The sequence below is a fragment of the Yersinia sp. Marseille-Q3913 genome (genome assembly GCF_963892745.1).
Taxonomy (GTDB): Bacteria; Pseudomonadota; Gammaproteobacteria; order Enterobacterales; family Enterobacteriaceae; genus Yersinia; species Yersinia bercovieri.
The window spans coordinates 46756-73063 of the sequence record NZ_CAWQAF010000008.1; the positions used below are offsets into that span (position 1 = coordinate 46756).

Here is a 26308-nt window from a genome sequence, read left to right on the forward strand (position 1 = left end):
TATTGATGCGTTTGACGCCATGTCATGCTGGTTGTGCTAGAGTGAGTAGATGACAAAACCGGATCTGAATTTATTAATCACACTGAATGTGCTGCTTGCAGAAGGGAGTGTGGTGCGCGCAGCTCAACGATTAGGGCTGAGTCCTTCGGCGATGAGCAGGGCGCTGGCGCGATTGCGTAAGACGACGGGCGATCCCTTGTTGGTCAGAGCCGGACGGGCATTAGTACCCACCCCCAGAGCGCTCGAATTGCGTGAGCAGGTTAACCAATTGGTGCAGGATGCGACCTCGGTTCTGCGCCCGGCACAGAGGCTGGATCTCACTCAGTTAGCACGCGTTTTTACACTGCGTACCAGTGATGGGTTTGTCGAAAACTTCGGGGCGGCACTGCTGGCACGGATACATCAAGAAGCACCCCATGTGCAACTGCGCTTTATGCAAAAATTGAATAAAGAGAGCGCATTACTGCGCGATGGCATCGTGGATTTGGAAACTGGCGTGGTGAGCATGGAGGCCAGCCCTGAATTGCGCACACGGGCACTATTTAGCGACCGTTTTATTGGCGTTGTGCGGGCCGGTCACGTTTTGAGCGACGGGGCGGTAACCACCGCTCGCTATGTGGCGCAGGGGCACATTATGATCTCACGGCGTCAGGGCCATAAAGGGGCGATTGATAATGCGTTGCAGCTGTTGGGGTTTGAAAGAGAGCTGCTGGTCTCGGTTGATGGTATATCCACGGCACTGGCATTGGCGAAAGATTCTGACCTGGTGGCGACGGTTCCCGAACGTCATAGCCTGAATTTACGCCGTGGGATGTTCAGTTTCCCGCTGCCGATAACCTCACCCAGCATCACGATATCAATGTTATGGCATCCACGGATGGATGCTGATCCGGCCCATCGTTGGTTACGTCAATGCGTGCAAGAGGTGTGCGGCATTGACTATCAGGGCAGTTCACACCAAACCGCCCTGATTGATCCTTAAAAGCGCGGGATGGCAGTCCCCCAATTACGCCAATCTTTCGGCTCTGCCGGGTTGAGCAGGAAGTGCTGATTAACACTGGCTTTCGGTGCCAGTGGTGTGGTCGGTGGGGTAGCGAAAGCAATACCGCCGCGAATAAATTGCTGGAAGGTCCCGCTTTTCACCACCCCGCCAGTCAGACCGAATTCAAGGTTATAACCGGATGCCAGCCAGAAGACACTGTTTTGCCGCACCAACTGCTGGAACTTCTGGCTGATGCGCAGCGATACTTGCACGCGATCAGACATTGCCCCCAAATTAAACCCGGTGACGGTGCCCACTTCCAGCCCACGGAACAGCACCGGTGTCCCTACCTGTAAAGAGCCCGCTTCTGCGGTATCGAGAATAATGCTGAGGCCATCAAGGTAGCGAGAGTCGGTAATGGTGGCAGTTTGCAGCTCAAAAGTCCGCAGCGTATCGCCTTTACCCGGCTCCACATTAATGTAAGGCTGGAACAGAGTATCGAGATTATTGACCCCGGCGGCAGAGATCTCCGGCGAGACAATGGCGAAGCGGCTCCCCCCTCGGGCAAAGTTCTGCACATATTCCGGGTAGAGCACCGCCTTAGCCAGGACTTCATTGCGATCGGGGATAAGCTTGAGCGATTCAACCTGACCAATATTGATGCCCAGATAGCGAATTGGCATACCCGCCGCCAGTTTACTGGCATCAAAAGTGCGTAATGTAATCTGGCTGCCGACGGCCCGTGCGGCGGTTTCGTTGCTATAAAGGGTGCGTTTAGCGCCTTTATCTAGCGTGACCCCCTCCAGATTATCGAAGCTGATAGCCCCTTTTAAGGCGCGGTTGAGGGGGGAGGCCTGCACGGTTAAACCACTGCCGTTCAACTGCACTTTCGCGCCCCCTTCAGCCCAGAAGATACTCTTATCGGTGAGTAGCTTGCGATACTCTGGCTGAATATAAACATCCACTTCGAACTCATTGGTTTTCGGCCTGATATCGGTAATTTCCCCCACCTGAAACTTGCGATACAGCACCACTGAACCGGTTTGCACATCCGGCAAGCTGGTGGCGGTCAAGGTCAGCGTGGTGGCGGGGCTATTACCTAAAATACCCTCGGTGGCCTTGGCGACACTGCTATAGAGCGGATACTTATTCAGTGGATCGCCTTTACCGCCTGGTAATATCAGAATGCCGCCATCAATCCACTCCTGTGCACTGGCACCTTGGATGTTAATGCCATCAATGCCGAGCTGCACATTAAGGCGACTGTTAACCACAAATTTACTGTCTTTGTGCACCAAATCGCGGTATTTCGCTTCAATTGCCGCCGTGAAACTCACTCCTGTGGCTGATAACTCACGGGTTAAAATTTGACCAATTTTAATGCCATGCAGCGAAATCGGCTGGCCGACATCAATGCCGTAACTTTGCGGTGCAGTTAATTGTAGCTCCAGCACATTGGGCTGCTGTAATAGAGTTTTGCTGCTGGGCAACACGGTAAAGTGTTTTTGTGGCTCGCCTTCACCGGGGATCAGCTCCAGAGTATTGCCGGTCAAAAGCTCACTCAATTTAGTATCACTAAGACTAATTCGTGGGCTATTCATCTCAATGCGGCTACCCGTGCGCATCAAATCCACCACGGAGGGATCGATGGTCAGCTCACCGGTCACTTTGCTGTCCGGCTGGAGGGTCATCTTGGTCAGTGTACCCACTTGTAAACCCTGATAGATCAGCGGCGTTCGCCCCGCACTTAAGCTATTGCCATTGGGCAAATCAAGGGTGATTGCCACGCCGCGTTGGCTATGCGCCAAATCAGGGTAAAGCTGGAACGGTTGATCCGGTTTAGCATTTGGGCTGTTTTGTGGCGAGTCAAAGGCAATGGCGCCATTCACCAGTGCTGCCAGACTCTCCATCTGTACTGATGCACCGCTCAGACTGAAATCACCTTTAAAACCAGAGACATTCCAGAATCGGGTATCATTTTTGACCAGTTTGGCGAAGCGGCGATCAATCAGCACATCAATAACCACGCCGTTATTATCAGGCGCGATGTTGTAATCGTACACTTTACCCACCGGAATTTTACGGTAGTAGACCAGCGAACCATTATTGAGTGAGCCCAAATCAGGGGCATGAAGGTGGATCATTAACTCGCCAGTATTCAGGCGAAACTTGGGTTGGGTATCCAGTGCGGTAAAGTGGCTCTGCGGTTTACCCTCGCCCGGCATCATGCCGATATAGTTCCCACCCACCAGGGCATCCAAGCCAGAAACCCCGGCCAAAGAGGCTTTCGGTGTCACCAGCCAGAACTGCGTGCCCTCCCGCAGTGAGTCTTCCATATCGTTTTTGATACTGGCGGTCACTTTAATATTGCGCAAGTCATCATCGAGACTGATGGATTGCACCATCCCAACCTCTACCCCTTGATAGCGAATCGGGGTGCGCCCCGCCACAATCCCGGCGGCAGACTGGAAATCGATGGTGACTTCTGTGCCGCGCTCTTGCCAGTTGTTATAGACCAGCCAACCGGCAATCAGCAGGGCAATAAAAGGTAGCAACCAGAACGGCGAAATCCGGCGCTTATGCTTAATTTGTGCCTCAGTCGGTGTACTCGGCGTTTCCTGTTGCATGTGCATCCCAAATCAATCGGCTATCTAGCCATTCGACAGCAAGAATAGTCAAAATGACCGCAGTCCCAAAATAGAAAGCTGCTGGCCCCATAGTGAAGGAGAGGAGCTGATCACGATTAATCAGCGACATCATTAACGCAATAACAAAGAGATCCAGCATTGACCAGCGACCAATCCAGGTAATCAGCCGCAGTAACCGCATCCGGGTTTTCAAGCTGTGCTCTGTCTTGAAATGAATACTTAGCAACAATGTTATCAGGACAATGATTTTGGTAAAGGGCACCAGCACACTGGCGATAAACACCACGGCGGCAATCGGCATGTTACCCGATGAGGCCAGAGAAACCACGCCGGAAAAGATAGTATCCTCCATGCGCGTGCCGTTGGCATAAACGATTGATATAGGGAGTAGGTTAGCAGGCAACAACAATACTATCGAGGCGATGAGCGCCGCCCAGGTTTTTTGGATGCTGTGACGGCGACGGTGGCGCAACGGCGTATGGCAACGGGGGCAGCGCCCACGCTCATCAGGATGACCGGTGTAGTGGCACGACAAGCAGACACGTAGTGTTTCCCGCGGGCCGGGGGGCTGTTGCTGCGGATAAAACCGCTCCCATAATTGTTCCAGATTTAGATGTACCAGCGTTAGAATACTGAGTAATGTCAGGGCCAGATAGGCTATCAAGCCGCCACCAGGCATGATGTCAGCGTACTCTTTGACCTTAATACAGGCCACCGCCATACCAATTAAGTAGATATCCAGCATCACCCACTCTTTTAACCGCTCCAACATCAGTAATATTGGGCGCAGGTTCATGCCAATCCGGCTGCCGATACGCAGATAAAGAATCGACACCGTAAGGGTAATAGGCGCACCGAGAATACAAAAAGCCACCATGCTGGCGGTGATCGGGTGGCCCTGACGACTCATCTGCCAGATACCCTCCAGCAAGCTGGCGTCAATCCGGGTGCCGAGCAGGCGAATGGTGATCAGGGGTTCGGTGAAGGCAAAAGGCATTAGCAATAGCATGGCGACCGCCATGGCGGTCAGACGGGTCAGTGACCAATCGCGGCCACTGGCAATTTTGGCACTGCAACGTGGGCAATAGGCGGTTTGCCTGCCATTGAGTGGTGGCAAGGTAAACAGAGCATCACACTGACAGCAGCGCTGAGCCCGTGCGGTGGAGAGTGGCCGTTGAATGGCATGTACCTTCATATATAAAACCCTGACACCGACACCGGCTTATAAAGAATAGCGCGGATGTTAGCAGAGCAAGAGGGCAAAACAAGGAGCAAAAAGGGCCAAATCATCAATGTTGATAACTCATTTGCTTTGTTACAGCTGAATAACCTTGTGGCAAAGGGCATTTAATGATTATTTTATATAAGCCAAGCATAATAATTGCCGCTGGCTATTCTTGGGTTCCTAACGGTTATTAAATGAAAAAAGTAGAATTCTACGCGGAATTAAAACGTGACATGAGTTCCCTGATTGCAGGTGAAAACCACTTTATTGCTACCCTGGCTAACGTCAGCGCTTTACTTTATGAGCGCCTGGATGGTTTGAATTGGGCTGGATTTTACTTGATTGATGGCAAACAATTAGTGCTTGGGCCTTTTCAGGGGAAGATAGCCTGTGTGCGTATTCCTGTCGGGAAGGGCGTGTGCGGCACTGCCGTGACAGAAAACCGCGTTCAGCGGGTCGCAGATGTGCATGCATTCCCGGGTCATATTGCTTGTGATGCAGCAAGTAATGCTGAAATTGTGCTGCCAATCACCGTTAAGGGTGAAGTTATCGGCGTTTTGGATATCGACAGCATTGTTTATGATCGCTTTGATGAAGACGACGAATTGGGCTTAACCTCAGTTGTGGCGCGGCTTTGCGAGCATCTTGAGCTTTGTGATAGTGCGAAATATGTCACACAGACTGCAAGTTGATACACGTATAACGTGGCAATTGCTGATGGCGTCATTATAATGACGCCTGTTCATGCCTGCGCTGGTTGGCAAACCCGTTGTAATCAGGAAATTTCATGGAAAATCAACCTAAGTTGAACAGTAGTAAAGAAGTCATAGCCTTTTTGGCTGAGCGGTTCCCGCTTTGCTTCACCGCCGAAGGCGAAGCACGTCCACTGAAGATCGGTATTTTTCAAGATCTGGTCGAACGTGTTCAGGGGGAAGAGAATTTAAGCAAAACGCAATTGCGTTCTGCGCTGCGTCTCTACACCTCAAGCTGGCGTTATCTTTATGGGGTCAAAGTCGGTGCTGAACGTGTTGATCTGGATGGCAACCCTTGTGGTGTGCTGGAAGAGCAACATGTCGAACATGCCCGCAAACAGCTGGAAGAGGCGAAAGCCCGTGTTCAGGCACAACGTGCTGAACAACAAGCTAAAAAGCGCGAAGCTGCCATTGCTGCGGGTGAAACCCCAGAGCCACGTCGCCCACGTCCGGCAGGTAAAAAACCTGCGCCGCGTCGTGAAGCGGGTGCTGCTGTGGAGAACCGCAAGCCTCGTCAGTCACCTCGCCCACCACAGGCTCGGCCACCTCGTCCACAGGCCGAGGAGAACCAGCCACGCCCTGTGCCGGTCACAGATATCTCTAAACTGCAAATTGGTCAAGAAATCAAAGTCAGAGCAGGTAAGAGCGCGATGGAAGCAACCGTATTAGAAATCGCTAAAGATGGCGTACGGGTGCAGCTATCTTCCGGTCTGGCGATGATTGTGCGCGCAGAACACTTGCAGTTCTGATACGGAGGCCAACCTAGGCATGAACAAATTTGTCAGACTAACAGCAATCGCAGGCTTGTTACTGGCGGGGGCGAGTTACGCAGCCGATACGACCTATCGCATTGACCAACTTCCTCAACTGCGCCAGGAACCAGAGCATGCAACCGTGAGTGAGCGCGTAACATCGCGCTTCACTCGCTCTCACTATCGTCAGTTTGCATTGGACGATCAGTTTTCAGCCAAAATATTTGATCGCTACCTCAACATGCTGGATTACAGCCATAACCTGTTGTTGGCATCAGATGTGGCACAGTTCGCGGATAAAAAACATTCGCTGGACGATGAGTTAAAGTCTGGTCAATTAGACACGCCTTTTGCGCTATTCAATTTGGCGCAAAAACGCCGCTTTGAGCGCTATCAATATGCATTGTCAGTGCTGGATCGACCCATGGTCTTTACCGGTAATGACACTATTGATATTGATCGCGGCAAAGCACCCTGGCCGACCAGCGAAGCTGAGCTGAATAAGCTCTGGGACGCCAAAGTCAAATATGACCAGCTGAATTTGAAGTTAACCGGTAAAACGGATAAAGAGATCAAAGAGACGCTGACCAAGCGCTATCAGGCGGCGATTAAGCGTTTGACGCAAAGTAATAGCGAAGACGTTTTCCAGTTGATTATGAATGCGTTTGCTCACGAAATTGACCCCCATACCAACTATCTGTCACCCCGCAATACCGAACAGTTCAATACCGAAATGAGCTTGTCGCTAGAGGGGATTGGTGCTGTCCTGCAAATGGATGATGATTACACATTAATCAACTCCATGGTTCCAGGTGGCCCAGCGGCGAAAAGCAAAACAATTGCTGTCGGTGACCGGGTGATTGGTGTCGGCCAGGCGGGTAAACCGATGGTGGATGTGATTGGCTGGCGTCTTGATGATGTGGTCGCGCTAATCAAAGGGCCGAAGGGCAGTAAAGTGCGGTTAGAGATTTTACCCGCCGGTAAAGGCACCAAGCCACGTACTGTGACCTTGACCCGTGAGCGAATTCGTCTGGAAGATCGTGCGGTGAAAATGTCGGTGAAAACCATCGGCAAAGAGCGTGTCGGCGTATTGGATATTCCGGGTTTCTATGTTGGCCTGACCGAAGACGTTAAGGTGCAATTGCAGAAGCTGGAAAAAGAGAATGTCAGTAGTATTATCATTGATTTGCGCAGTAACGGTGGCGGGGCGCTAACCGAAGCTGTGTCACTATCCGGTCTGTTTATTCCCAGTGGCCCGGTAGTTCAGGTGCGGGATAACAACGGCAAAGTGCGCGAAGACAGTGATACTGACGGCGTTGTCTACTATAAAGGCCCGCTGGTGGTGTTGGTTGACCGCTACAGTGCATCGGCTTCCGAGATCTTTGCGGCGGCCATGCAGGACTATGGACGTGCTTTAATTGTCGGTGAGCCAACCTTCGGTAAAGGTACTGTTCAGCAGTATCGTTCGCTGAATCGTATTTACGATCAGATGTTGCGTCCTGAATGGCCGGCATTGGGATCACTGCAATACACTATCCAGAAGTTCTATCGGGTAGATGGTGGCAGTACTCAGCGTAAAGGGGTGACCCCGGATATCGTGATGCCAACGGGGGTTGATCCGGCAGAAACCGGTGAGAGCTTTGAAGATAATGCCCTGCCTTGGGACAGCATTAATGCTGCCAGCTATACCAAAACGGGTGATTTGAAGCCACTGGAGCCTGAATTGCTAAAAAGCCACGCAACACGTATCGCGGCTGATCCCGAATTCCAGCATATTCAGCAAGATATTGAACGTTATAAGGCGTTGAAAGATAAGCGTAATATTGTCTCTCTCAACTACGCTCAGCGTGAAAAAGAGAACCATGATGATGATGCAAGACGTTTAGATCGCTTAAATGAGCGTCTTAAACGTGAAGGTAAAAAACCACTGAAGTCATTGGAGGATTTGCCAAAAGAGTATCAGGAGCCAGACCCTTATCTGGATGAAACTGTTCATATCGCCTTGGATCTTGCCCATAGCGAGAAAGCGCAACCACAGCTTCAACCTCAACCGGTTGCACCGGCTGCGACCGCGGCAAAGTAAGTTTGCAACGGTGATCAAGAGTCCGGGTTCTGTCGAGCCCGGATTTTTTTTACTTTTTTTTTCGTCAACCACCTAATCATTTGTCGAAAAACTAACTGAATATGTAATGAAAAGTATCCAATTTTGTAAAGTTATGTTGATTTACTCTCTTAGAACTTAACAAGCCTTGAAAATTTATCAGATGCCCATACGATCAGCGTATCTCAGTGGTTATTTAACTGAGTCATGATTCAGGTTTATGGCAATTTGATTTAATACCGATGTGACTCAACACAGTGTCGATTTAATACGATTATCGATTCAACATAATAAGGAAATAAATTTTTATGATGCGTATCGCTCTGTTCCTTCTCACCAACCTGGCCGTCATGTTGGTGTTCGGGCTGGTGCTAAGCTTGACAGGTATTCAGTCCAGCAGTGTGCAGGGGCTGATGATCATGGCCGGCCTATTTGGTTTCGGCGGCGCATTTGTTTCGTTGCTGATGTCCAAATGGATGGCTTTGCGTTCAGTGGGCGGTGAAGTGATTGAACAGCCGCGTAATGAAACTGAACGCTGGTTGTTGGATACCGTGCGTCGGCAGTCTCAGCAGGCGGGCATTGCCATGCCGCAAGTCGCTATTTATCAGGCACCGGATATTAACGCCTTTGCCACCGGCGCACGTCGTGATGCATCGCTGGTGGCCGTCAGTACCGGGCTATTGCAGAACATGAGCCGTGATGAGGCTGAAGCGGTTATTGCCCATGAAATTAGCCATGTGGCGAATGGTGATATGGTCACCATGACCTTGATTCAAGGGATTGTGAATACATTCGTGATCTTCATTTCACGTCTGATTGCGCAAGTTGCCGCCGGCTTCTTATCTGGCGATCGTGACAATGAAGGGAGCAGCGCCGGTAACCCGATGGTCTACTTTGCTGTTTCCATGGTGTTGGAGTTGGTGTTTGGTATTCTGGCGAGCATTATTACCATGTGGTTCTCACGTCATCGTGAATTCCACGCAGATGCCGGTTCCGCGAGATTAGTGGGGCGTGAGAAGATGATTGCCGCACTGCAACGGCTGAAAACCAGCTATGAACCACAGGAAGCGGGCAACCTGATGGCCTTCTGCATTAACGGGAAGTCCAAAACTTTCAGCGAGCTGTTTATGTCCCATCCGCCGCTGGATAAACGTATTGAGGCGTTGCGTTCTGGCCAGTATCTGAAGTAACTGCCAGCAACTTAGCATGATCATAAAAACCCCGCTTATCCGGCGGGGTGAGGTTATTGACAAAGTACCGGTTGCGGAGGGAATAGGTAGATCGTAAAGACGCCGTAAATCCTTCCCTGGAGGCTCGAGCCGCGCCATCCCTAGCGCGGACGCTTTACTCTTCTACCCATCCCTCCGTTCCAGATTGCGCCATCGGGGTTTGTCAGCAGTCTGACCCCGCTTATCAGGCTAACTATGTTTCTGATTAATTACGTTTCTGACTCACGCGAGACAAGCTGACTATTGCGGCGAGAGTGGCAAAGCAGCCCGCCAGAATCAACGAAGCATGAGTGCCATTGGTTGAAAAGAGATTAAACATCAATGCGACCAATGCAGCTCCGGAGGTTTGTCCCAGTAAGCGGGCTGTGCCTAGCATACCACTGGCACCTCCACTGCGATGTTGTGGCGCAGCGGAGATAATGGTGTGGTTATTCGGTGACTGGAACAGCCCAAATCCGGCACCGCACAGTACCATCCGCCAAATGATGTCCAGGTCGGTGGGGTTAGCGGGCAGAAGCGCTAGCAGGAATAGCCCGCTGGCGAACACCGCCAAACCAATCCCCCCGAGCAATCCGGCATGATACCGTTCAACCAATCGTCCGGCGATAGGGGCTACCACTACCGTTGCCAGTGGCCAGGGGGTGAGCAGCAAGCCAGTTGCTACCTCATCGCGCCCCAATACACTTTGCAGGAAGAAGGGCAGTGCCACCATTGCCAACATTTGGGCGGCAAAAGAGCAAATTGAGGTGCCGATCGACAGCGCAAAAATAGGAATACGCAGCAAATCAACCGGCAGCAGAGGGAAGGGTTGATTGAGTTGGCGGCGAACAAAAAAGAAGCCAATGATCAGCAGCGCGACAATTTCAGCGGCAATCACTGCCGGGCTTTGCCCTTGAGCAAAGCCGCTGATAGCAATAATCAGCAAACCAAATGTCAGGGCGTTCATCATAGAACTGGTGAAATCGAAGCGGTTGCCATTGCTCTTGGTACTATTAGCGGGCAAGTATTTCATCCCCAGTCCCCATGCCAGCAACCCAATGGGGACGTTAATGGCAAACAGCCACTGCCAGGAGGCGACGGCTAATACGGCGGAGGCGATAGTCGGGCCAGCTGCCGCCGAGACCGCAACAATCACCGAGTTGATACCGATGCCCCGGCCCAGCTGTGCGCGGGGATAAATGATGCGGATCAACGCCGTATTGACACTCATCAATGCAGCGGCACCGAACCCTTGCAGCACACGGGCAAATGTCAGGGTTAATAGCGAGTCTGACAGCGCGCAAAATAGCGAAGTGACACTGAAGACCAATAAGCCGGCCTGATATACCCGACGATAACCAATGATGTCGCCCAGAGAGGCCATCGACAGTAGTGAAATCGTGATGGCTAACTGGTAAGCATTGACTACCCAGATAGATGTTGCCGGGCTGGCGCTGAGATCTCGGGCGATAGTCGGCAATGCCACGTTAGCGATAGTGCCATCCAGTACCGCGATGGTAATACCCAGGGCGATAACCAATATTGCGGCATAGCGCTGAGGAACGGGTAAGCCATCGGCGACAGGTTGGGTCATAGGTATTTATCTATAAAATAGTCAGATGTGAAGTATTCACATGCTAACGAGTATTGCTGATGAATGCATCTCTGTAAGTGGCGCTAATTGTAAATATCAATGCGATATCTCAGGGAGTGTGGCAAATTAACAGCCTGATAACACCAGTAATTTGTGGCAATCAGTAAAAACAGAACTGCGATCACGGAAAAATGAAACATCGTTTCTATAATGTGAGATAGTATTAGCCGAACAGGTTAGCCTGCGGGCAAAATTTTAATTCTCTGACGATTTAAGGACTTTCCGGATGGCCAAAGGTAAACAGATCCCCCTGACATTTCATACTTATCAGGACGCCTCTACCGGTGCACAAGTAACACGTCTGACTCCACCTGATGTCACTTGCCACCGTAACTATTTCTATCAAAAATGTTTCACCCGTGATGGCAGTAAGTTGTTGTTCGGCGGCGCTTTTGATGGTCCGTGGAACTACTACTTGCTGGATCTAAACACGCAGGTGGCAACCCAGCTGACAGAAGGGCGTGGCGACAATACCTTTGGTGGTTTCCTGTCGCCAGAAGATGATGCGCTCTTTTATGTTAAAGAGGGGCGCAACCTGATGCGCGTCTCTCTTGATACTCTGGAAGAGAGTGTGGTCTATCAGGTGCCGGAAGAGTGGGTGGGCTACGGCACTTGGGTGGCTAACTCTGATTGCACGAAATTAGTGGGCATTGAAATTAAGCGGGAAGACTGGCAGCCACTGACCGACTGGAAGAAATTCCACGAATTCTATTTCACTAAACCTTGCTGTCGCTTGATGCGTGTTGATTTGCAAACGGGCGAATCTGCCGTGATTCTTCAGGAAAATCAGTGGTTAGGCCATCCAATTTATCGTCCTTATGATGATAACACCGTGGCGTTTTGCCACGAAGGGCCGCACGACCTGGTTGACGCCCGCATGTGGCTAATCAATGAAGATGGCAGCAACATGCGGAAAGTGAAAACTCACGCGGAAGGCGAAAGCTGTACTCACGAATTCTGGGTGCCAGATGGTTCCGCTTTGGTGTATGTCTCTTACCTGAAAAGCAGTCCCGACCGCTTTATCTACAGCGCAGACCCAGAGACGCTGGAAAACCGCCAATTGACTAAGATGCCAGCGTGCTCTCATTTGATGAGTAACTATGACGGCTCATTGCTGGTCGGTGATGGCTCTGATGCGCCAGTTGATGTGCAAGATGACAGCGGGTATAAGATTGAAAACGATCCTTTCTTGTATGTTTTCAATCTGAAAAATGGCACTCAACATCGTGTTGCTCGCCATGACACCTCATGGAAGGTGTTTGAGGGCGATCGCCAGGTCACACATCCACACCCCTCCTTTACCCCTGATGATAAACAAATTCTGTTTACCTCCGATGTGCACGGCAAACCGGCCTTATATTTGGTCACTTTGCCTGAATCCGTCTGGCAATAGCTGAATTATGCGCTAGCCTCTTTCATGGAAGGAGGCTAATTTGCTGTCTGCAATGCTTTTATCCGATTATTCACATTGGTTTATTGCACAGTCTCGTGACTTCCCTTTATAATAAAACCACTGTTCTATTTTTTTTAAAACATATTGTTTTATGAAACACAGAAAACTGAGTAGGGTAACCAAAAAATGGCTATTGCAGATCTAGATAAACAGCCCGACTCTGTTTCGTCGGTTCTGAAGGTTTTCGGCATCTTACAAGCCTTGGGTGAGGAGCGGGAAATTGGTATTACCGAACTTTCTCAGCGTGTAATGATGCCTAAGAGCACAGTTTACCGCTTCCTTCAGACCATGAAGTCCCTGGGGTATGTGGCACAGGAAGGCGAATCAGAGAAGTACTCCCTCACACTGAAGTTGTTTGAGTTGGGGGCTAAAGCGCTACAAAATGTTGATTTGATTCGTAGCGCTGATATACAAATGCGTGAGTTATCCAATGAAACGCGCGAAACCATTCACTTGGGCGCATTGGATGAAGACAGCATTGTTTATATTCATAAAATTGATTCTATGTACAACCTGCGGATGCACTCCCGCATTGGTCGCCGTAACCCACTGCACAGTACCGCCATTGGTAAAGTGCTTTTGGCGTGGCGTGACCGTGGTGAAGTAGAAGAGATCTTATCGCATATCGAATTCACCCGCAGTACTAAATATACGCTGGATAGCGCGGCTGCACTGCTGCCGGTGTTAGATCAGGTGCGTGAGCAGGGCTTTGGTGAAGATATCGAAGAACAAGAAGAGGGTCTGCGTTGTATCGCTGTTCCTGTTTTTGACCGTTTTGGCGTTGTTATTGCGGGGTTAAGTATTTCATACCCAACGTTGCGTTTCTCTGAAGAGAACAAGAGTGAGATCGTTAAATCACTGCATCGTGCCGCACGCAATATTTCAGAACAGATGGGTTATCGCGAATACCCTTTCTGAGTAAATCGATAAGCAGGGTAAATACTGTATAATTATTGGATATTTTTAATCAGCTGTTAATTATAACTATTTATTTCTTTCTTGCATAGCGAACGGCTCCTCTGATCAGGAGCCTTTTTTTTGCTTACTAACTATTGTTTAAATATACCGTTTACTGTTTATTTAATTCTCTTGGGTCACTATGACCATGCTTAATCATATTAGGGAGAGAGATGATGAGGACGCTATTAAGCATAAGAGCAGTAGTAAGTGTAGGGTTGTTACTACTGTTGGCGGGTTGTAGTAGCACACAAAGTAATAAGCCGCACAAATTGATCGACCGTGGTGAATATAAGATAGATACCAATAATCCCTCTGTAGCACAAAATGATCGGGTGCGCTTTTTAGTACTTCACTATACCGCCACAGATGATGCAGAGTCATTGAGATTACTGACGCAGGGAAATGTCAGCGCGCATTATTTGGTGAAGACACATCCTGATACCGTCGGGGGGAAACCTGTTGTTCTGCAACTGGTTCCGGAGGAACAAAGAGCCTGGCATGCAGGTGTCAGTGATTGGCAAGGGCGCAATAATCTCAATGATAGCTCGATAGGTATCGAAATCGTCAATAAGGGCTTCACTGAGAAGATGTTGGGCCGTACCTGGTACCCTTACAATGAATCACAGATTAAATTGATTGAGCGCCTGACCAAAGATATTGTCGAACGTTATCATATTGATCCAACGGATGTTGTCGCCCACAGTGATATTGCTCCCCTCAGAAAGTCTGACCCTGGCCCCCTATTCCCCTGGAAGCGGCTGGCAGAACAAGGCATTGGTGCCTGGCCAGATGACGCGACAGTCACCAAGTATATTAATGGGCGAGAAATATACGACATAGCATCAGTCGCCATTATTCAACAGGCACTGGCCCGCTATGGTTACAAAATCCCACAGAGCGGCACATTGGATGATGAAACCCGTCAGGTTATCACGGCATTCCAAATGCATTTCAGAGCGCAGGATTTCAGCGGTATACCGGATGTAGAAACAGAAGCCATTGCCTTGGCACTGATCGAGAAGTATCGCTCTTAATATCAATCTGCAAAAAAGCCAGTCACATAATGACTGGCTCAGACTGATGACAAACCTTGATGACTCGATCTAAAACGGTGAGGGCAGGTGGAGGAGTAAAGCGTCCGCGCCAGGGAGGGCGCGGCTCGAGCCTCCAGGGACGGATTGACGGCGTCTTTACGATCTACCTGTTCTCTCCGCCACTGGCACTTTGTCAATAACCTCAAAAGCCAGTCACATAATGACTGGCTTTAGTTAATTATAACCGCGTTTATTGATGGGCTAAATCGCCATCATCCTCACTGTTCAAAATATCTTTATTTGTTTGCGTCATCAATTGGCTGGTAATAGTACCAGCAGTCATTGAACCACTGACGTTCAATGCGGTACGGCCCATATCAATCAATGGTTCTACCGAGATCAGTAAGGCAACCAATGTGACCGGTAAGCCCAATGCAGGCAGCACAATCAGTGCGGCGAAGGTTGCGCCACCACCAACACCGGCAACACCGGCAGAGCTGATGGTCACGATCCCGACCAGTGTGGCAATCCATACTGGGTCCAGCGGGTTAATGCCGACGGTGGGTGCAACCATCACGGCCAGCATGGCCGGGTAGAGGCCGGCACAGCCATTTTGACCAATGGTTGCACCAAAGGATGCGGAGAAGCTGGCGATGGACTCAGGGATACCCAGACGGCGAGTTTGTGCTTCCACATTCAATGGGATACTGGCGGCGCTTGAACGGCTGGTAAAGGAAAATGTCAGTACCGGCCAGACTTTACGGAAGAATTTCAGCGGATTGATGCCGGTGAAAGAGAGCAGCAGGCCGTGGACCACAAACATAATCGCCAGCCCCAGATAGGAGGCAACAACAAAGCTACCCAGCTTAATAATGTCTTGGATGTTCGAACCCGCCACCACTTTGGTCATTAATGCTAATACGCCGTAGGGGGTCAGTTTCATGACCAGACGCACCAGTTTCATCACCCAGGCTTGCAGTGTATCGATAGCCACCATCACGCGTTGGCCTTTCGCCACATCGTCTTTCATCAGTTGCAGTGATGCAATACCGAGGAAGGTGGCGAAAATAACTACACTGATGATTGAAGTTGGGCTAGCGCCAGTCAAATCAGCAAATGGGTTTTTCGGAATAAAGGAGAGGATCAACTGTGGTACGGTCAAGTCGGTCACTTTACCCAAATAGTTGCTTTCGATGGCACTCAAACGCGCAGTCTCTTGTGTGCCTTGAATTAAGCCATCGGCTGTTAAGCCAAACAGATTGGTGACGAACACCCCAACGAGCGCAGCAATCAGTGTCGTGAAGAGCAAGGTGCCGATGGTCAGGATACTGATTTTGCCCAGTGAAGCGGCATTATGTAGTTTAGCCACGGCACTCAAAATTGAGGCAAATACCAATGGCATAACAATCATTTGCAGTAATTGTACATAGCCATTACCGACAATGTTAAACCAGGTGATGGACTCTTTAAGTACTGGGTTATCTGCGCCGTAGATCCATTGTAAGCCGAGGCCAAACAGCACACCCAGTGCCAAACCAACCAAGACTTTCTTGGCCAGACTCCATTGTTTGTGGCGGGTTTGTGCCAATAGTAATAGCAGTGCTACAAATACCAGCACGTTAATCACAAGCGGTAGGTTCATCCCCAAATCTCCAGATTATTATTTTGAATACTGGCGACGTATTCTATTTCTACTTTTCTATAGGATCGCGCCAGGCACAATCAATTGTGCAATTAGCTGCATATGGTAGCAGCCCGATAAAGGCTCACTTATATCCAAAAAGAATTTTATATAAGTTTTTACCCTGATTTGTATGGAATATATTCAGATTGATTATTTTTCGCACATCAAAGTGTGATCACAATCGAAAATTTTTCAATTGCTCCATATAGGATAGCAGCGGAATAGTGGTGTCAGTTTGCCAATAGACGGAAAAACAAACTAATAGAACACATAACACTCGTTCTAATTGATTGCCTTTTTGCGGGCGTAATAGCGGAATACAAAATCGCCAACGGCAAGGCCATAGCAGCGGCACGCCAGCAGGGGTGATCATATCGGCCAGCAGATGGCTGAAATAGCCAATAATCATGGCGTGGAATGCATCCGCAGGAATAATCCAATCGCGTGAAATATCCATTTGGAATAGGGCAATACCGCCGATCACGGCCAGCAGGCTATGGGTAAATCCGCGATGACCAAATGCACGGGCAATGGGGGTTGAGATCCACTTTAGCCGCTGGCCAAGGATTGACTTGGGGTGGTCAATATCGGGCAGCAGGGAAGTTAGCAGGGCGCCCGGTATAATGTGCCACCAATCGCCATGTGCCAGTTCCGGTGTGAGACCGACTTTTTTGGCAAAAATAGCGCAGGCGACAGAAAAAATAAGGTGTCCTTCCCCTGTCATACTTGAATTCCGAATCTGTAGCTGTTGATTTATCCAGTATATGAGATTTATCCTGATATGAATAGCCGTGACGCTGTAACTAAATGTCTCATTTTTCTGTTTGAAGGAGGGGAGTTTAGCCTAGGTATTGAGGAGTGGGATATTGGGCGATGGACTCGAATAAGGGAATCTAAGTAAAAAAAGGGAAAAGCGACCGGGAGTCACTTTTCCCCAAAGTAATACGGGTATGGGCATAATTAACAAATAATGATGAGGGTACTCATAACGATATAACTATTTACACGATCAATTAGAAGCTGTACTGCACACCGACACGATAGCGAGTTTGGCGCTCATCAGTGGTTTTGCTGCCCGCTACGTTGCCGATAGCAACATATGGCTTCCAGTTTTTATCCCATTTGTAAGCAACTTTCAGATCATGACTCCATTCGTCTTTGTTTTTGTTGGACAGAATTTCGTCTTCAGATTTCTTGTAGTTCAATTCATACTCAGCAGAGTAGTTTTTCAAGAAATTGTAAGCAAACAGCATGGTGAACTCATGGCCTTTCTCATCGGATTTGGTCTGAGAAGGTTGGTTACGCTTGTAATATGGGCGATAACGCAGTGATGTTGAGAAGTCATCAGTGAAGCCCACTTTACCGCGCAGATAAGGGCGGTAGTTGTTTGAGTCAGATGATGACTCTAATGAGAAACCAGGCTCAAGTGAAAACGTTTTATTGAACGCATAAACATAGCTGGCAACCACTTCGGTGCCGTTACTGACTTGCTCATTGAAAGGTTTATTTGGCGTAGTATCAGAGCTGTGCTGGCCCCATTTCCCTTCCAAAGAGAGACCAAAACCATTGGCAAAGCGGTTGGAGAGCAGTAAACGGTCTTTATGATCAGATTTACTGGTGTCTTTCATTTCATGCCGATAGTCAATTGTTGTAGCAACAGAACTAAAACTGATAACAGATGCCACTGCTAGAGTAATTAATTTAAATTTCATTTTTTTATATAATCCCAGGGTTATGGTTATTTAAAACAACAATCATTAACAATTTTATAAAATTCAACATACGACTGGAAAACAATTCCACAATCAAAGAAACGATGTTTCACTTATTGTGGATATACATTCTATTTATATTTGTAATTAATTGTGTGATCCAGATCTTTGTTGGCGATTAATTTTTTAATCAGGTATTAATTTGTGATGGTGATCTAATTGGCTATTATTTTTATGATTTATAAAACAAAACAACCCCGCCAAATTAATGGCAGGGCTTAATAATAACTTAAGTTAAATAAGTTTAATGATTATCTCATTGCACGTTTTAGAATGCGGTCACCTTGCTTATTAAAGTATTCTGCAGATTCTTCAACTGACTTTTGGCCGTAATCGATATATTGAATTGCGTCACGGAACAGAGAAACGATCTGCGGGTCATCAAAGTACGGTGACGTTTTCATTTCATGTGGCAATTCCAGCGCCATATTTAAGCCGGCAACTGATGGATCTTCATCTTTAATCACACCACTGGCACGCAGTTGAGTCACTGCTGCTGCACTCAGTGGTACACCACGTTCCAGACCCATGGCATCAATACCTTCTTTGCTGTTTAGCAAGAAGTTAATCAAGATGGCACTCTCTTCTGGATGTTTAGTGGATTTACCAATTGAAAGCATCTGAGCTGGTTTAAAGAACAGCCCCGCATCTTTCGCATCTGGCAACATTGGATAAGGGCCAAGTATCAATTTTGCTGGTTTGGTCAGGTTATCAGAATATTTAGTGATGGTGGAGTTCCACATATAAGTGCCACCCCATTCACCATTAATCCATGGCTTCATTTCGTACATATTACTCTTGCCGAATGATGCATAGTATTTAGTGGATGGCATGACATGGCTATCAACCATTTTCTTATACATAGTAAAGAACTCAACCCACTGTTCTGGTGTATAAGCAAATTTCTTATTGGCTTCGTCGATCGTTGGTGTGTTGTATTTTTGTGTCATATAAGAGCGAATTAATGCCAGAGTATCCTGGTGCTCTAATACGACAGGGTAGTATTGCTCACCCAATTTTTCCTGGAATACTTTACCGGCGTTAAGTAATTCATCCCACGTTTTTGGATACACTAAACCCGATTTAGCCCATGTCGCGTCATTGAAATAGAAAATACGGGCAGTAACTGAAATTGGAATACCATTCAATTTGCCATTAACAGTGGTTTGTTGCAGCTCTTTTGGATCAAACTGAGTCAAATCTAACTGTTTAGATACTTTATTCAAATCAAAGAAGCCAGTGCCATCTTTGGAGAAGATAGGCAGCCAGTTCCAGTTAGTTTGCATAACATCGGGTTCAGTCCCACCGGCGATTTGGGTAGTCAGACGGGAAAGATGGCCATCCCAACCGGTGTATTCAGCTTTAACATTAATATTCGGGTGCTGTTTGTGGAACTCTTCCAGAGCTTTAAGCGTCATCTGATGACGACCATTGCCCCCCCACCATGACATACGCAGGTTAACTTCATCCTGTGCAAAAGCCTGATGTGATAATAAAGCCAGAGTGGATGCTATTAGCGTGTGTAGGATCGCTTTTTTCATTGGGTACTGCTCCTGTTAAAGAGAGATATTTTTTTCTGTTTTTGCATCAAAGATATGGCATTTATCCATATCAAACTGGAAGTACACGGTGCGATGCAGGCCATTTTCAATAATTGGCCGTGCTTCATCAGACGGTAGGCGACAAGTCAATTCAAAGTCGTCAACCTTGATGTACATAAAGAATTCATGACCCATGTTCTCCATACGAACCAATTCACCTTGCGAATGGTTATTGGCCATCGGTTGTGTTGACATGCGAATAAATTCTGGGCGGACACCAAAGAACACTTTTTCACCGGCAAAGGCGGCGACTTTAGCTTGTTGCTTCTCATTAAGTACCAAGGTGTATTGGCCGACGGTCAGACCAATTTGGCCCTCTTTTTCTACCAGGGTGCTCGGTTTGATATTCATTTCCGGCGCGCCGATAAAACCGGCAACAAACATATTGGTTGGGAAGTGGTAAAGATTATCTGGGGTATCAACTTGCATGATATGGCCCAGTTTCATGACACAGATCCGATCGCCCATGGTCATGGCTTCAGTCTGGTCATGGGTCACATAAACAGTGGTTGCTGCTTTCCCGCTTTTTTTCAATTGCTTATGTAAATCTGAGATGCGGATACGCATGGAAGCACGCAGTTTGGCATCCAGGTTTGATAAGGGTTCATCAAACAAGAACACATCCGGTTTTTTCACGATCGCACGGCCTACTGCCACACGCTGCGCTTGACCACCAGACAACTGACGTGGCAGGCGATCCAACAAATCTTCCAGCTCCAGAATTTTTGCCGCTTCTGCAACTTGTGCTTCGATTTGGTCTTTTGGCAGTTTACTCAGCTTCAGACCAAAGGCCAGGTTCTCTTTTACCGTCATATGCGGATATAGCGCATAGTTCTGGAACACCATAGCGATACCGCGTGATTTAGGTGCCAGATTATTGACGACCCGATCACCAATTCGAACTTCGCCATCACTGATGGTTTCCAGACCTGCCAACATGCGCAGGGTGGTGGATTTAGCACAGCCTGATGGACCAACAATCACCATAAACTCGCCATCATGGATCTTCAGATCAATGCCATGAACCGCGCGGAAACCGTTGGAGTAAACTTTGCCTAATTTATTGAAAATGACTTCAGCCATGATAAATCCTCTATTAACCTTTAATTCCGCTGCTGGTTACGCCTTGCACGAAGTAGCGTTGAGCCAGGAAGAAAACAATGATGGACGGCAGAATGGAGATGCTTGCCATTGCCAGAATTTCGTTCCACGGTGCGCCTTCGGTGACGTCAATTGACATCTTCAGAGCCAGCGCTATCGGGTACTTATCGACGCTGTAGACATAAATCAGTGGGCCGATAAAGTCGTTCATTGACCACATAAACTGGAACAGTGCGACAGAGATAATGGCCGGTTTCAAAATTGGCACCACCACATACCACAGCACCTGTAGGGAGTTACAACCGTCGATTTGTGCGGCTTCTTCCATATCACGCGGTACACCACGCAGGAATTGAATCAACATGAAGACGAAGAACCCTTGCGTGGCGAAGGCTGTCGGTAAATAAAGTGGCAAGTAGCTATTTAACATGCCCATTTCACGGAACATGATGTATTGCGGGATCAATAACACAGTACTTGGCAGCAACATGGTGGTAATTAATGTTGCGAACCAGAACTTCTTCCATGGGATCTCGAAGCGAGCAAAACCATATGCCACGATAGTGGAAGAGATAATGGTCAAAATGACTTTCGGGATAACAAACTTAAAGGTGTTAAGCATGTAATGACCGAAGTTATATTCAGTACCGGTTTTCCAGCCATTAACAAAACCATCGCGGGTTGGGTGTTCTGGCCATAATCCTAATGTGGTGAAGATCTCATTATTAGGCTTAAATGCAGCAGAGAACATCCACAGCAGTGGATAAAGCATCATCAGGCCGACAATAATCAAAATGATATAGCGGAAAGCTGCACTGACTTTTGCTTTACGTAGCGTACGGTTAATTTCCGCATCAGCAAGTTCCTGCGCCAGAGCTAATTTTTTCTGGTTGGAAGTGTGTTGTACGTCAGTCATTTTTTCCTCCTTTATCGGCGGAGTAGAAGACCCAATATTTAGATGATTTAAATGCAATTGAGGCGAAGAGGGCGACTACCAGGAATAATATCCAGGCCAGCGCAGCACCGTATCCCATATCAAAGTATTTAAACGCGGTATCATAGATATAGAGCGAGAATAAATAGGTGTAGTGGGTCGGTCCGCCGTCAGTAATAACGTACGGCGCAGTAAACTCTTGGAATGCCTGCGTGGTTTGCATAATAAAGTTAAAGAAAATAACCGGCGTGATCAGTGGCACGGTCACTTTCATAAACATTTGCCATTTAGAGGCACCATCAATCATGGCGGCTTCATACTGTGATTGCGGCACGTTCTGCAATGCGGCCAGGAAGATAACCATGGCAGAACCGAACTGCCAAACACGCAGTAATGTGACGGATGTCAGCGCCAGCGCTGGTTCTCCCAACCAGTTGATGGCGTCAAATCCGAGCACACCGATAAAACTGTTTAACAGGCCATCGATGGCAAAGAGAGCACGCCATAACACGGCAATTGCAACGCTGCTGCCGAGGATAGATGGAATATAGAAAGCAGTACGGAACAGGCCGATACCACGTAATTTAAAGTTCAGTACAAAAGCGATCCCCAGGGCAAATGCCAGTTTTAAAGGAATAGTCAGAAATACATAAGCGAATGTTACGCCCATGGATTTCCAGAATAAATCATCTTCAAGCAGCATATGACGATAATTCTCGATCCCGTTAAATACGGGAGGGTTCATTAAGTCATACTCAGTAAAACTGAGAAAGAAAGATGATACAAAGGGGAAAGCCGTAAATATTATCAACCCGAGTATATAAGGTGATAAATAGGCTAACCCCAGCATTCTGTTTTCATTCATAATGCTTACCTATTTTTAATAACATGAAAGATAAATAAAACTACTGATTCAAAAGCGTCGGATAAATAAAGTCGATATCATACAAAGTGCGGCTTTCCCCGTTCACTCGATAATCTCCATGGATGTAACCACCATTGGTAATAAATTGAGGTATCGCTGCCAATTTATTCTGTTTGGCGGCAATTAAGGTCAATATTGCTAATGCAATCGGATTGTCGAGGCGGAAATAGCGGTGTTGCGCCGATTCAACAAATAGACCACGGTGGTAATGTTGCGTAAATAGGTCGTCACCCACTTGCCAGGCTAATTCAAATAGTTGAGTACATTGGCAATGTTCCGCTAGTTCAGTTAAGGCCAGCAGCAGATAGGGTGTTGCTTTAGGTTTTTGACCGGTCATCAGCGCAGCCTGGTGTTTTGGCTTATTTAATTCAGCCAACTGCCAGCGGTGTAGTAATACGCCAATCAAATCCAGCAGTTCTTCATCTTCACTCAAGCGCCAGGCGCGGACCAGCGGCAGCAGGTAATCAACGTCTAATGGGAAGGGCGAGATAACACTCCCTTTTGCGCCATAGTAGCCATCACGTTGCAAAATATAACCGCTCATGTCCTGACCATCGTTCCATAACGGGCGCAATGTATTGCTCTCAACGTCATAAGCGAAACGATAGTAATTTTTTAAACCGTCAATCACCCATTGCAGCACTTCAGCATCAGGTTGTTGGCGCAAGATATCCAGCATTGCCAATGGGTTATCAATCAGCAGTGGGCGCATGTCGCGGAACAGGACATTGGCTTCACGGGCTATTTCACCAAATTCAGGGCCAAACTGGCGCTTGGCACGATCGCCATACCAAGATTGGGTCTGGTTGTCATCTGCCGGTACTGGGCGGCGCTGTTGTGGTGAGCTGAACTGATAAACCGGCAAACCTGTTTCAGGATTGCGGGCTAAAACATATTGGCGGTACAGGTGCTTGCCCCATGCCGCGGCGGCAATATCACCGGTGTACTCGGCATACTTATAGGCAGCGTAAATCAAATCGGTGCCAGCATTCACAAAGGTCAAGCCCTTGGTCTCTGGCAGGCGCGGTAGGTCCGCAGGATTAACCACATCGTGACGTGCATGAGTGAACACATGCGGGTCGCGCTGCTTGTCATAGCTACCATGACGGCCCAAATCCAGTGTTTGCCAATCTTCAACATGGGCGTGCCAAAATCCCTGCAAGAAATTCAGTGTTTTTTCCCGATCAATAGCAATCAGCAAATTGTAATAGGGCAGATGATGCTTCAGCTCATGGACTTGCGCTTTCGATTCAGGCCCTTCAGTTATCAACGAGTCCAGATTCAGGAAACGGTGTCCACCCCAATAAAATAATCCGCTCTGGTCATGCACGCCGTGCTGCATAAAATAGCTGCTTTGCACCCGAGCTTGCTGATGGTATTGCGGGTCCTGAGTCACCAGACTTAGCGCATCTAATGTCCGTAGCCAGTTTTGCTGACTGGCAAAATTAGATATTGGGGTATTGTGACCATCTGGGAATTCCCATACGACAGGTTGATGAGTCAGCACATCAAAACCATCAGCCATTAGTGGGGTTGGGTTTTGATTGCTGTGGCCAACAGATTGGACTAAATCAACATAGCTGCGAATAGCGCTGAGCCAGTTAATCATGGTTGCGTCACTGTTTTTAATGTTGCCGACAAACTCCATCACCTTAACCCCATCATCGAAACGTTAGGACGGAACCGGTTTAAGGTTCCTTATAAATAGAAACATCGTTTCAATCTATTATATTTGTATTTACAGGCGAGTCATTGAGCGAATGACAAAAGTGTGATCGAAGTCGGAACGTTGTTTTGAATTTTTTATTTTTGCACTTTTGGCACGAGTTTTTTGATGATCTTATTTGTTAACTATTTGATAAACAAGTAATAAAAAAGGCACAACCGAAGTTGTGCCTTTAAACAATTTTGAGTCGAATTCTGCTGAAAAACCTAAAGAAATAGAACTTAACTCAAATTGGTCATGATTCTCGCCTTAGCGCGCTAACCAGCCGCCATCAACAGCGATGGTGTAACCGCTGATATAGTCGGATGCTTTGGAGGCCAGGAAGACCACTGGGCCTTTCAGATCATCAGGCAAGCCCCAACGACCCGCCGGGATACGGTCAAGGATCTCTTTGCTGCGCTCTTCATCTTTACGCAACTGCTGAGTGTTGTTGGTCGCCATATAACCAGGTGCTACCGCGTTCACATTGATGCCGTGTTTTGCCCACTCGTTAGCTAACAGACGGGTGACACCCATCACTGCGCTTTTCGATGCGGTGTAAGATGGCACACGGATGCCACCTTGATAAGAGAGCATTGAGGCAACGTTAATGATTTTGCCGCCATGACCCTGTTTGATGAATTGTTTGGCAACCGCCTGAGACATAAAGAACACGGTTTTGATGTTCACGTTCATCACATCATCCCAGTCTTTTTCGCTGAAGTTGATCGCATCTTCACGACGGATGATACCGGCGTTATTGACCAGAATATCGATTTGGCCAAATTCAGCGACAGCACGCTCTAACAGGGCTGGAATGCCATCAATTTTGCTCAGATCTGCAGTCAGGCTCAAGAAGCGGCGACCTAATGCAGTCACTTTTTCAATCGTCTCTTTTGGCTCAACAATGTTGATACCCACGATATCGCAACCTGCTTCGGCTAAACCGATCGCCATGCCTTGGCCCAAACCGGTATCACAGCCAGTAACCAGTGCAATTTTACCTTTCAATTCAAAGGAATCTAAAATCATAGCTAACATCTCTCTCAAGGCGGTCAAAGATTGCCGCGATTTCAATATTGGGGAGAAAACCGCCAAAAGGGCGGCTTTGGTTGGTAGAGCCTATCTTTCAGAACATCATCTTGAATGGGCATCACCCAAGTCAGATAGCACGGCAAAAGTAGAGAGTGCGCATGATGCCGAAAATGGTGCCTTACAACCTGCGCGGGTCTGACTTCTGACCGAGTGTTTCTTTTGATTCGCTGATGATAGTGTTTGCGGGAAGTTAATTCAATAAAAATGAAATGATGTTTTATTATTTTTTGAGGAGTGTCATGATTTTTGGATTAATTATGGTCAAACTGTGGAGATTACCCGTAGAATGAGCCAAAACCCGCGTAAAACAGTGACGAGGGTACCGCTAAATCTATTCTGCATAATAATGAGGAGAAACAATGAAGATGTTTTTTATTAATGATGAAACGCCATGGGAAGAGCTAGGCAATGGTATTAAGCGCAAAGTTATGACTTGGAGCGATGAGCTGATGATGGTCTGCGTTCACTTTGACAAAGGGGCGATTGGCGTCGCACATAAGCATGATATCCATGACCAAATTGCTTATGTTGCCGCAGGTAGCTTTGAAGTGGAAATTGAGGGGCAGAAGCGCATATTGAAAGCTGGCGATGCGTATCGTGCGGTGAAAAATGAGATGCATGGCGCGGTATCGTTGGAGGATAACAGTATTTTGATCGACACCTTTACCCCTAAGCGGGATGATTTCCTTTAAAATCTATTGGGCGGTTGAGTCATCGACTTT

At 47.8% G+C, this 26308-nt stretch carries 21 protein-coding genes and 1 pseudogene; 10 read left to right on the forward strand and 12 right to left on the reverse strand.

Annotation, left to right across the window (positions count from 1 at the left end):
- Positions 1–49: 49 nt before the first annotated feature.
- Positions 50–982 (forward strand): LysR family transcriptional regulator, encoded by a 933-nt coding sequence (locus AACW11_RS04105; RefSeq protein WP_212586071.1) that lies wholly within the window; start codon positions 50–52, stop codon positions 980–982.
- On the opposite strand, the gene AACW11_RS04110 is transcribed toward AACW11_RS04105, so the two are convergent.
- Both AACW11_RS04110 and yebS read right to left on the reverse strand, forming a co-directional pair.
- On the reverse strand, positions 979–3609 hold the full coding sequence (locus AACW11_RS04110; protein WP_212586072.1) for a PqiB family protein: 2631 nt from the start codon (positions 3607–3609) through the stop codon (positions 979–981). The genes AACW11_RS04105 and AACW11_RS04110 overlap by 4 nt on opposite strands.
- Positions 3578–4825, reverse strand: coding sequence for a membrane integrity lipid transport subunit YebS (yebS, locus tag AACW11_RS04115; RefSeq protein ID WP_212586073.1), 1248 nt, complete (start codon positions 4823–4825; stop codon positions 3578–3580). The genes AACW11_RS04110 and yebS overlap by 32 nt, the downstream gene beginning before the upstream one ends.
- A gap of 224 nt (positions 4826–5049) precedes the next feature.
- Between yebS and AACW11_RS04120 the strand changes: the two genes are divergently transcribed.
- The 4 genes from AACW11_RS04120 to htpX all read left to right on the forward strand — a co-directional run bounded on the left by AACW11_RS04120 (position 5050) and on the right by htpX (position 9650).
- Positions 5050–5547, forward strand: coding sequence for a GAF domain-containing protein (locus tag AACW11_RS04120; RefSeq protein ID WP_212586074.1), 498 nt, complete (start codon positions 5050–5052; stop codon positions 5545–5547).
- A 95-nt stretch (positions 5548–5642) separates the two neighbouring features.
- Positions 5643–6356 carry an RNA chaperone ProQ gene (gene proQ / locus AACW11_RS04125; RefSeq protein WP_212586075.1) on the forward strand — a complete coding sequence of 238 codons (714 nt, stop codon included), beginning with the start codon at positions 5643–5645 and terminating at the stop codon, positions 6354–6356.
- Between the two features lie 19 nt (positions 6357–6375).
- Positions 6376–8442, forward strand: a complete 2067-nt coding sequence (prc, locus tag AACW11_RS04130) for a carboxy terminal-processing peptidase (RefSeq protein ID WP_212586076.1) — start codon at positions 6376–6378, stop codon at positions 8440–8442.
- Positions 8443–8768: 326 nt separating this feature from the next.
- Positions 8769–9650: a protease HtpX gene (gene htpX / locus AACW11_RS04135; protein ID WP_212586077.1), complete on the forward strand. Its 882-nt coding sequence runs from the start codon at positions 8769–8771 to the stop codon at positions 9648–9650.
- Positions 9651–9894: 244 nt separating this feature from the next.
- On the opposite strand, the gene AACW11_RS04140 is transcribed toward htpX, so the two are convergent.
- Positions 9895–11262 (reverse strand): MFS transporter, encoded by a 1368-nt coding sequence (locus AACW11_RS04140; RefSeq protein ID WP_212586078.1) that lies wholly within the window; start codon positions 11260–11262, stop codon positions 9895–9897.
- Between the two features lie 286 nt (positions 11263–11548).
- On the opposite strand from AACW11_RS04140, the gene ogl reads away from it, so the two are divergent.
- The 4 genes and pseudogenes from ogl to AACW11_RS20795 all read left to right on the forward strand — a co-directional run.
- Positions 11549–12715, forward strand: coding sequence for an oligogalacturonate lyase (gene ogl, locus AACW11_RS04145; protein ID WP_212586079.1), 1167 nt, complete (start codon positions 11549–11551; stop codon positions 12713–12715).
- Between the two features lie 186 nt (positions 12716–12901).
- Positions 12902–13693, forward strand: coding sequence for a DNA-binding transcriptional regulator KdgR (gene kdgR / locus AACW11_RS04150; RefSeq protein ID WP_004875953.1), 792 nt, complete (start codon positions 12902–12904; stop codon positions 13691–13693).
- Positions 13694–13905: 212 nt separating this feature from the next.
- Positions 13906–14769, forward strand: coding sequence for an N-acetylmuramoyl-L-alanine amidase (locus AACW11_RS04155; protein WP_249192875.1), 864 nt, complete (start codon positions 13906–13908; stop codon positions 14767–14769).
- Between the two features lie 144 nt (positions 14770–14913).
- A pseudogene (locus AACW11_RS20795) lies at positions 14914–14985 on the forward strand (gluconate 5-dehydrogenase); the annotation flags it as partial.
- 34 nt (positions 14986–15019) lie between these two features.
- On the opposite strand, the gene AACW11_RS04160 reads toward AACW11_RS20795, so the two are convergent.
- The 9 genes from AACW11_RS04160 to kduD all read right to left on the reverse strand — a co-directional run bounded on the left by AACW11_RS04160 (position 15020) and on the right by kduD (position 25523).
- Positions 15020–16411: an L-cystine transporter gene (locus tag AACW11_RS04160; RefSeq protein WP_212586080.1), complete on the reverse strand. Its 1392-nt coding sequence runs from the start codon at positions 16409–16411 to the stop codon at positions 15020–15022.
- A gap of 217 nt (positions 16412–16628) precedes the next feature.
- Positions 16629–17177, reverse strand: coding sequence for a metal-dependent hydrolase (locus AACW11_RS04165; protein WP_212586081.1), 549 nt, complete (start codon positions 17175–17177; stop codon positions 16629–16631).
- 289 nt (positions 17178–17466) lie between these two features.
- Positions 17467–18165 carry an oligogalacturonate-specific porin KdgM family protein gene (locus tag AACW11_RS04170; RefSeq protein ID WP_005272382.1) on the reverse strand — a complete coding sequence of 233 codons (699 nt, stop codon included), beginning with the start codon at positions 18163–18165 and terminating at the stop codon, positions 17467–17469.
- Between the two features lie 311 nt (positions 18166–18476).
- Positions 18477–19766, reverse strand: coding sequence for an ABC transporter substrate-binding protein (locus AACW11_RS04175; RefSeq protein ID WP_212586082.1), 1290 nt, complete (start codon positions 19764–19766; stop codon positions 18477–18479).
- 15 nt (positions 19767–19781) lie between these two features.
- Positions 19782–20909, reverse strand: coding sequence for an ABC transporter ATP-binding protein (locus tag AACW11_RS04180; RefSeq protein ID WP_212586083.1), 1128 nt, complete (start codon positions 20907–20909; stop codon positions 19782–19784).
- A gap of 13 nt (positions 20910–20922) precedes the next feature.
- Positions 20923–21843, reverse strand: coding sequence for a carbohydrate ABC transporter permease (locus tag AACW11_RS04185; protein ID WP_212586084.1), 921 nt, complete (start codon positions 21841–21843; stop codon positions 20923–20925).
- Positions 21836–22726 (reverse strand): carbohydrate ABC transporter permease, encoded by an 891-nt coding sequence (locus AACW11_RS04190; protein WP_004875265.1) that lies wholly within the window; start codon positions 22724–22726, stop codon positions 21836–21838. Before AACW11_RS04190 ends, AACW11_RS04185 begins: the two co-directional genes overlap by 8 nt.
- Positions 22727–22766: 40 nt before the next feature.
- Positions 22767–24434 carry a pectate lyase gene (locus AACW11_RS04195; protein WP_212586104.1) on the reverse strand — a complete coding sequence of 556 codons (1668 nt, stop codon included), beginning with the start codon at positions 24432–24434 and terminating at the stop codon, positions 22767–22769.
- 327 nt (positions 24435–24761) lie between these two features.
- Complete coding sequence (gene kduD, locus AACW11_RS04200; RefSeq protein WP_004875262.1) at positions 24762–25523, reverse strand: 2-dehydro-3-deoxy-D-gluconate 5-dehydrogenase KduD; 762 nt, start codon at positions 25521–25523, stop codon at positions 24762–24764.
- 422 nt (positions 25524–25945) lie between these two features.
- On the opposite strand from kduD, the gene AACW11_RS04205 reads away from it, so the two are divergent.
- A complete protein-coding gene (locus tag AACW11_RS04205) occupies positions 25946–26278 on the forward strand; it encodes a cupin domain-containing protein (RefSeq protein WP_032814453.1) in 333 nt (110 codons plus the stop codon).
- The last annotated feature ends 30 nt before the right edge of the window (positions 26279–26308 follow it).

What these genes read in the sequence shown, in the direction of transcription:
- yebS (WP_212586073.1), bottom strand. Translation starts at nt 4,825, where the DNA reads ATGAAGGTACATGCCATTCAACGGCCACTCTCCACCGCACGGGCTCAG.
- AACW11_RS04205 (WP_032814453.1), top strand. Translation starts at nt 25,946, where the DNA reads ATGAAGATGTTTTTTATTAATGATGAAACGCCATGGGAAGAGCTAGGC.
- htpX (WP_212586077.1), top strand. Translation starts at nt 8,769, where the DNA reads ATGATGCGTATCGCTCTGTTCCTTCTCACCAACCTGGCCGTCATGTTG.
- prc (WP_212586076.1), top strand. Translation starts at nt 6,376, where the DNA reads ATGAACAAATTTGTCAGACTAACAGCAATCGCAGGCTTGTTACTGGCG.
- AACW11_RS04110 (WP_212586072.1), bottom strand. Translation starts at nt 3,609, where the DNA reads ATGCAACAGGAAACGCCGAGTACACCGACTGAGGCACAAATTAAGCAT.
- kduD (WP_004875262.1), bottom strand. Translation starts at nt 25,523, where the DNA reads ATGATTTTAGATTCCTTTGAATTGAAAGGTAAAATTGCACTGGTTACT.
- AACW11_RS04165 (WP_212586081.1), bottom strand. Translation starts at nt 17,177, where the DNA reads ATGACAGGGGAAGGACACCTTATTTTTTCTGTCGCCTGCGCTATTTTT.
- AACW11_RS04175 (WP_212586082.1), bottom strand. Translation starts at nt 19,766, where the DNA reads ATGAAAAAAGCGATCCTACACACGCTAATAGCATCCACTCTGGCTTTA.
- AACW11_RS04155 (WP_249192875.1), top strand. Translation starts at nt 13,906, where the DNA reads ATGATGAGGACGCTATTAAGCATAAGAGCAGTAGTAAGTGTAGGGTTG.
- AACW11_RS04105 (WP_212586071.1), top strand. Translation starts at nt 50, where the DNA reads ATGACAAAACCGGATCTGAATTTATTAATCACACTGAATGTGCTGCTT.
- AACW11_RS04170 (WP_005272382.1), bottom strand. Translation starts at nt 18,165, where the DNA reads ATGAAATTTAAATTAATTACTCTAGCAGTGGCATCTGTTATCAGTTTT.
- AACW11_RS04120 (WP_212586074.1), top strand. Translation starts at nt 5,050, where the DNA reads ATGAAAAAAGTAGAATTCTACGCGGAATTAAAACGTGACATGAGTTCC.
- ogl (WP_212586079.1), top strand. Translation starts at nt 11,549, where the DNA reads ATGGCCAAAGGTAAACAGATCCCCCTGACATTTCATACTTATCAGGAC.
- AACW11_RS04180 (WP_212586083.1), bottom strand. Translation starts at nt 20,909, where the DNA reads ATGGCTGAAGTCATTTTCAATAAATTAGGCAAAGTTTACTCCAACGGT.
- kdgR (WP_004875953.1), top strand. Translation starts at nt 12,902, where the DNA reads ATGGCTATTGCAGATCTAGATAAACAGCCCGACTCTGTTTCGTCGGTT.
- AACW11_RS04185 (WP_212586084.1), bottom strand. Translation starts at nt 21,843, where the DNA reads ATGACTGACGTACAACACACTTCCAACCAGAAAAAATTAGCTCTGGCG.
- proQ (WP_212586075.1), top strand. Translation starts at nt 5,643, where the DNA reads ATGGAAAATCAACCTAAGTTGAACAGTAGTAAAGAAGTCATAGCCTTT.
- AACW11_RS04190 (WP_004875265.1), bottom strand. Translation starts at nt 22,726, where the DNA reads ATGAATGAAAACAGAATGCTGGGGTTAGCCTATTTATCACCTTATATA.
- AACW11_RS04140 (WP_212586078.1), bottom strand. Translation starts at nt 11,262, where the DNA reads ATGACCCAACCTGTCGCCGATGGCTTACCCGTTCCTCAGCGCTATGCC.
- AACW11_RS04195 (WP_212586104.1), bottom strand. Translation starts at nt 24,434, where the DNA reads ATGGAGTTTGTCGGCAACATTAAAAACAGTGACGCAACCATGATTAAC.
- AACW11_RS04160 (WP_212586080.1), bottom strand. Translation starts at nt 16,411, where the DNA reads ATGAACCTACCGCTTGTGATTAACGTGCTGGTATTTGTAGCACTGCTA.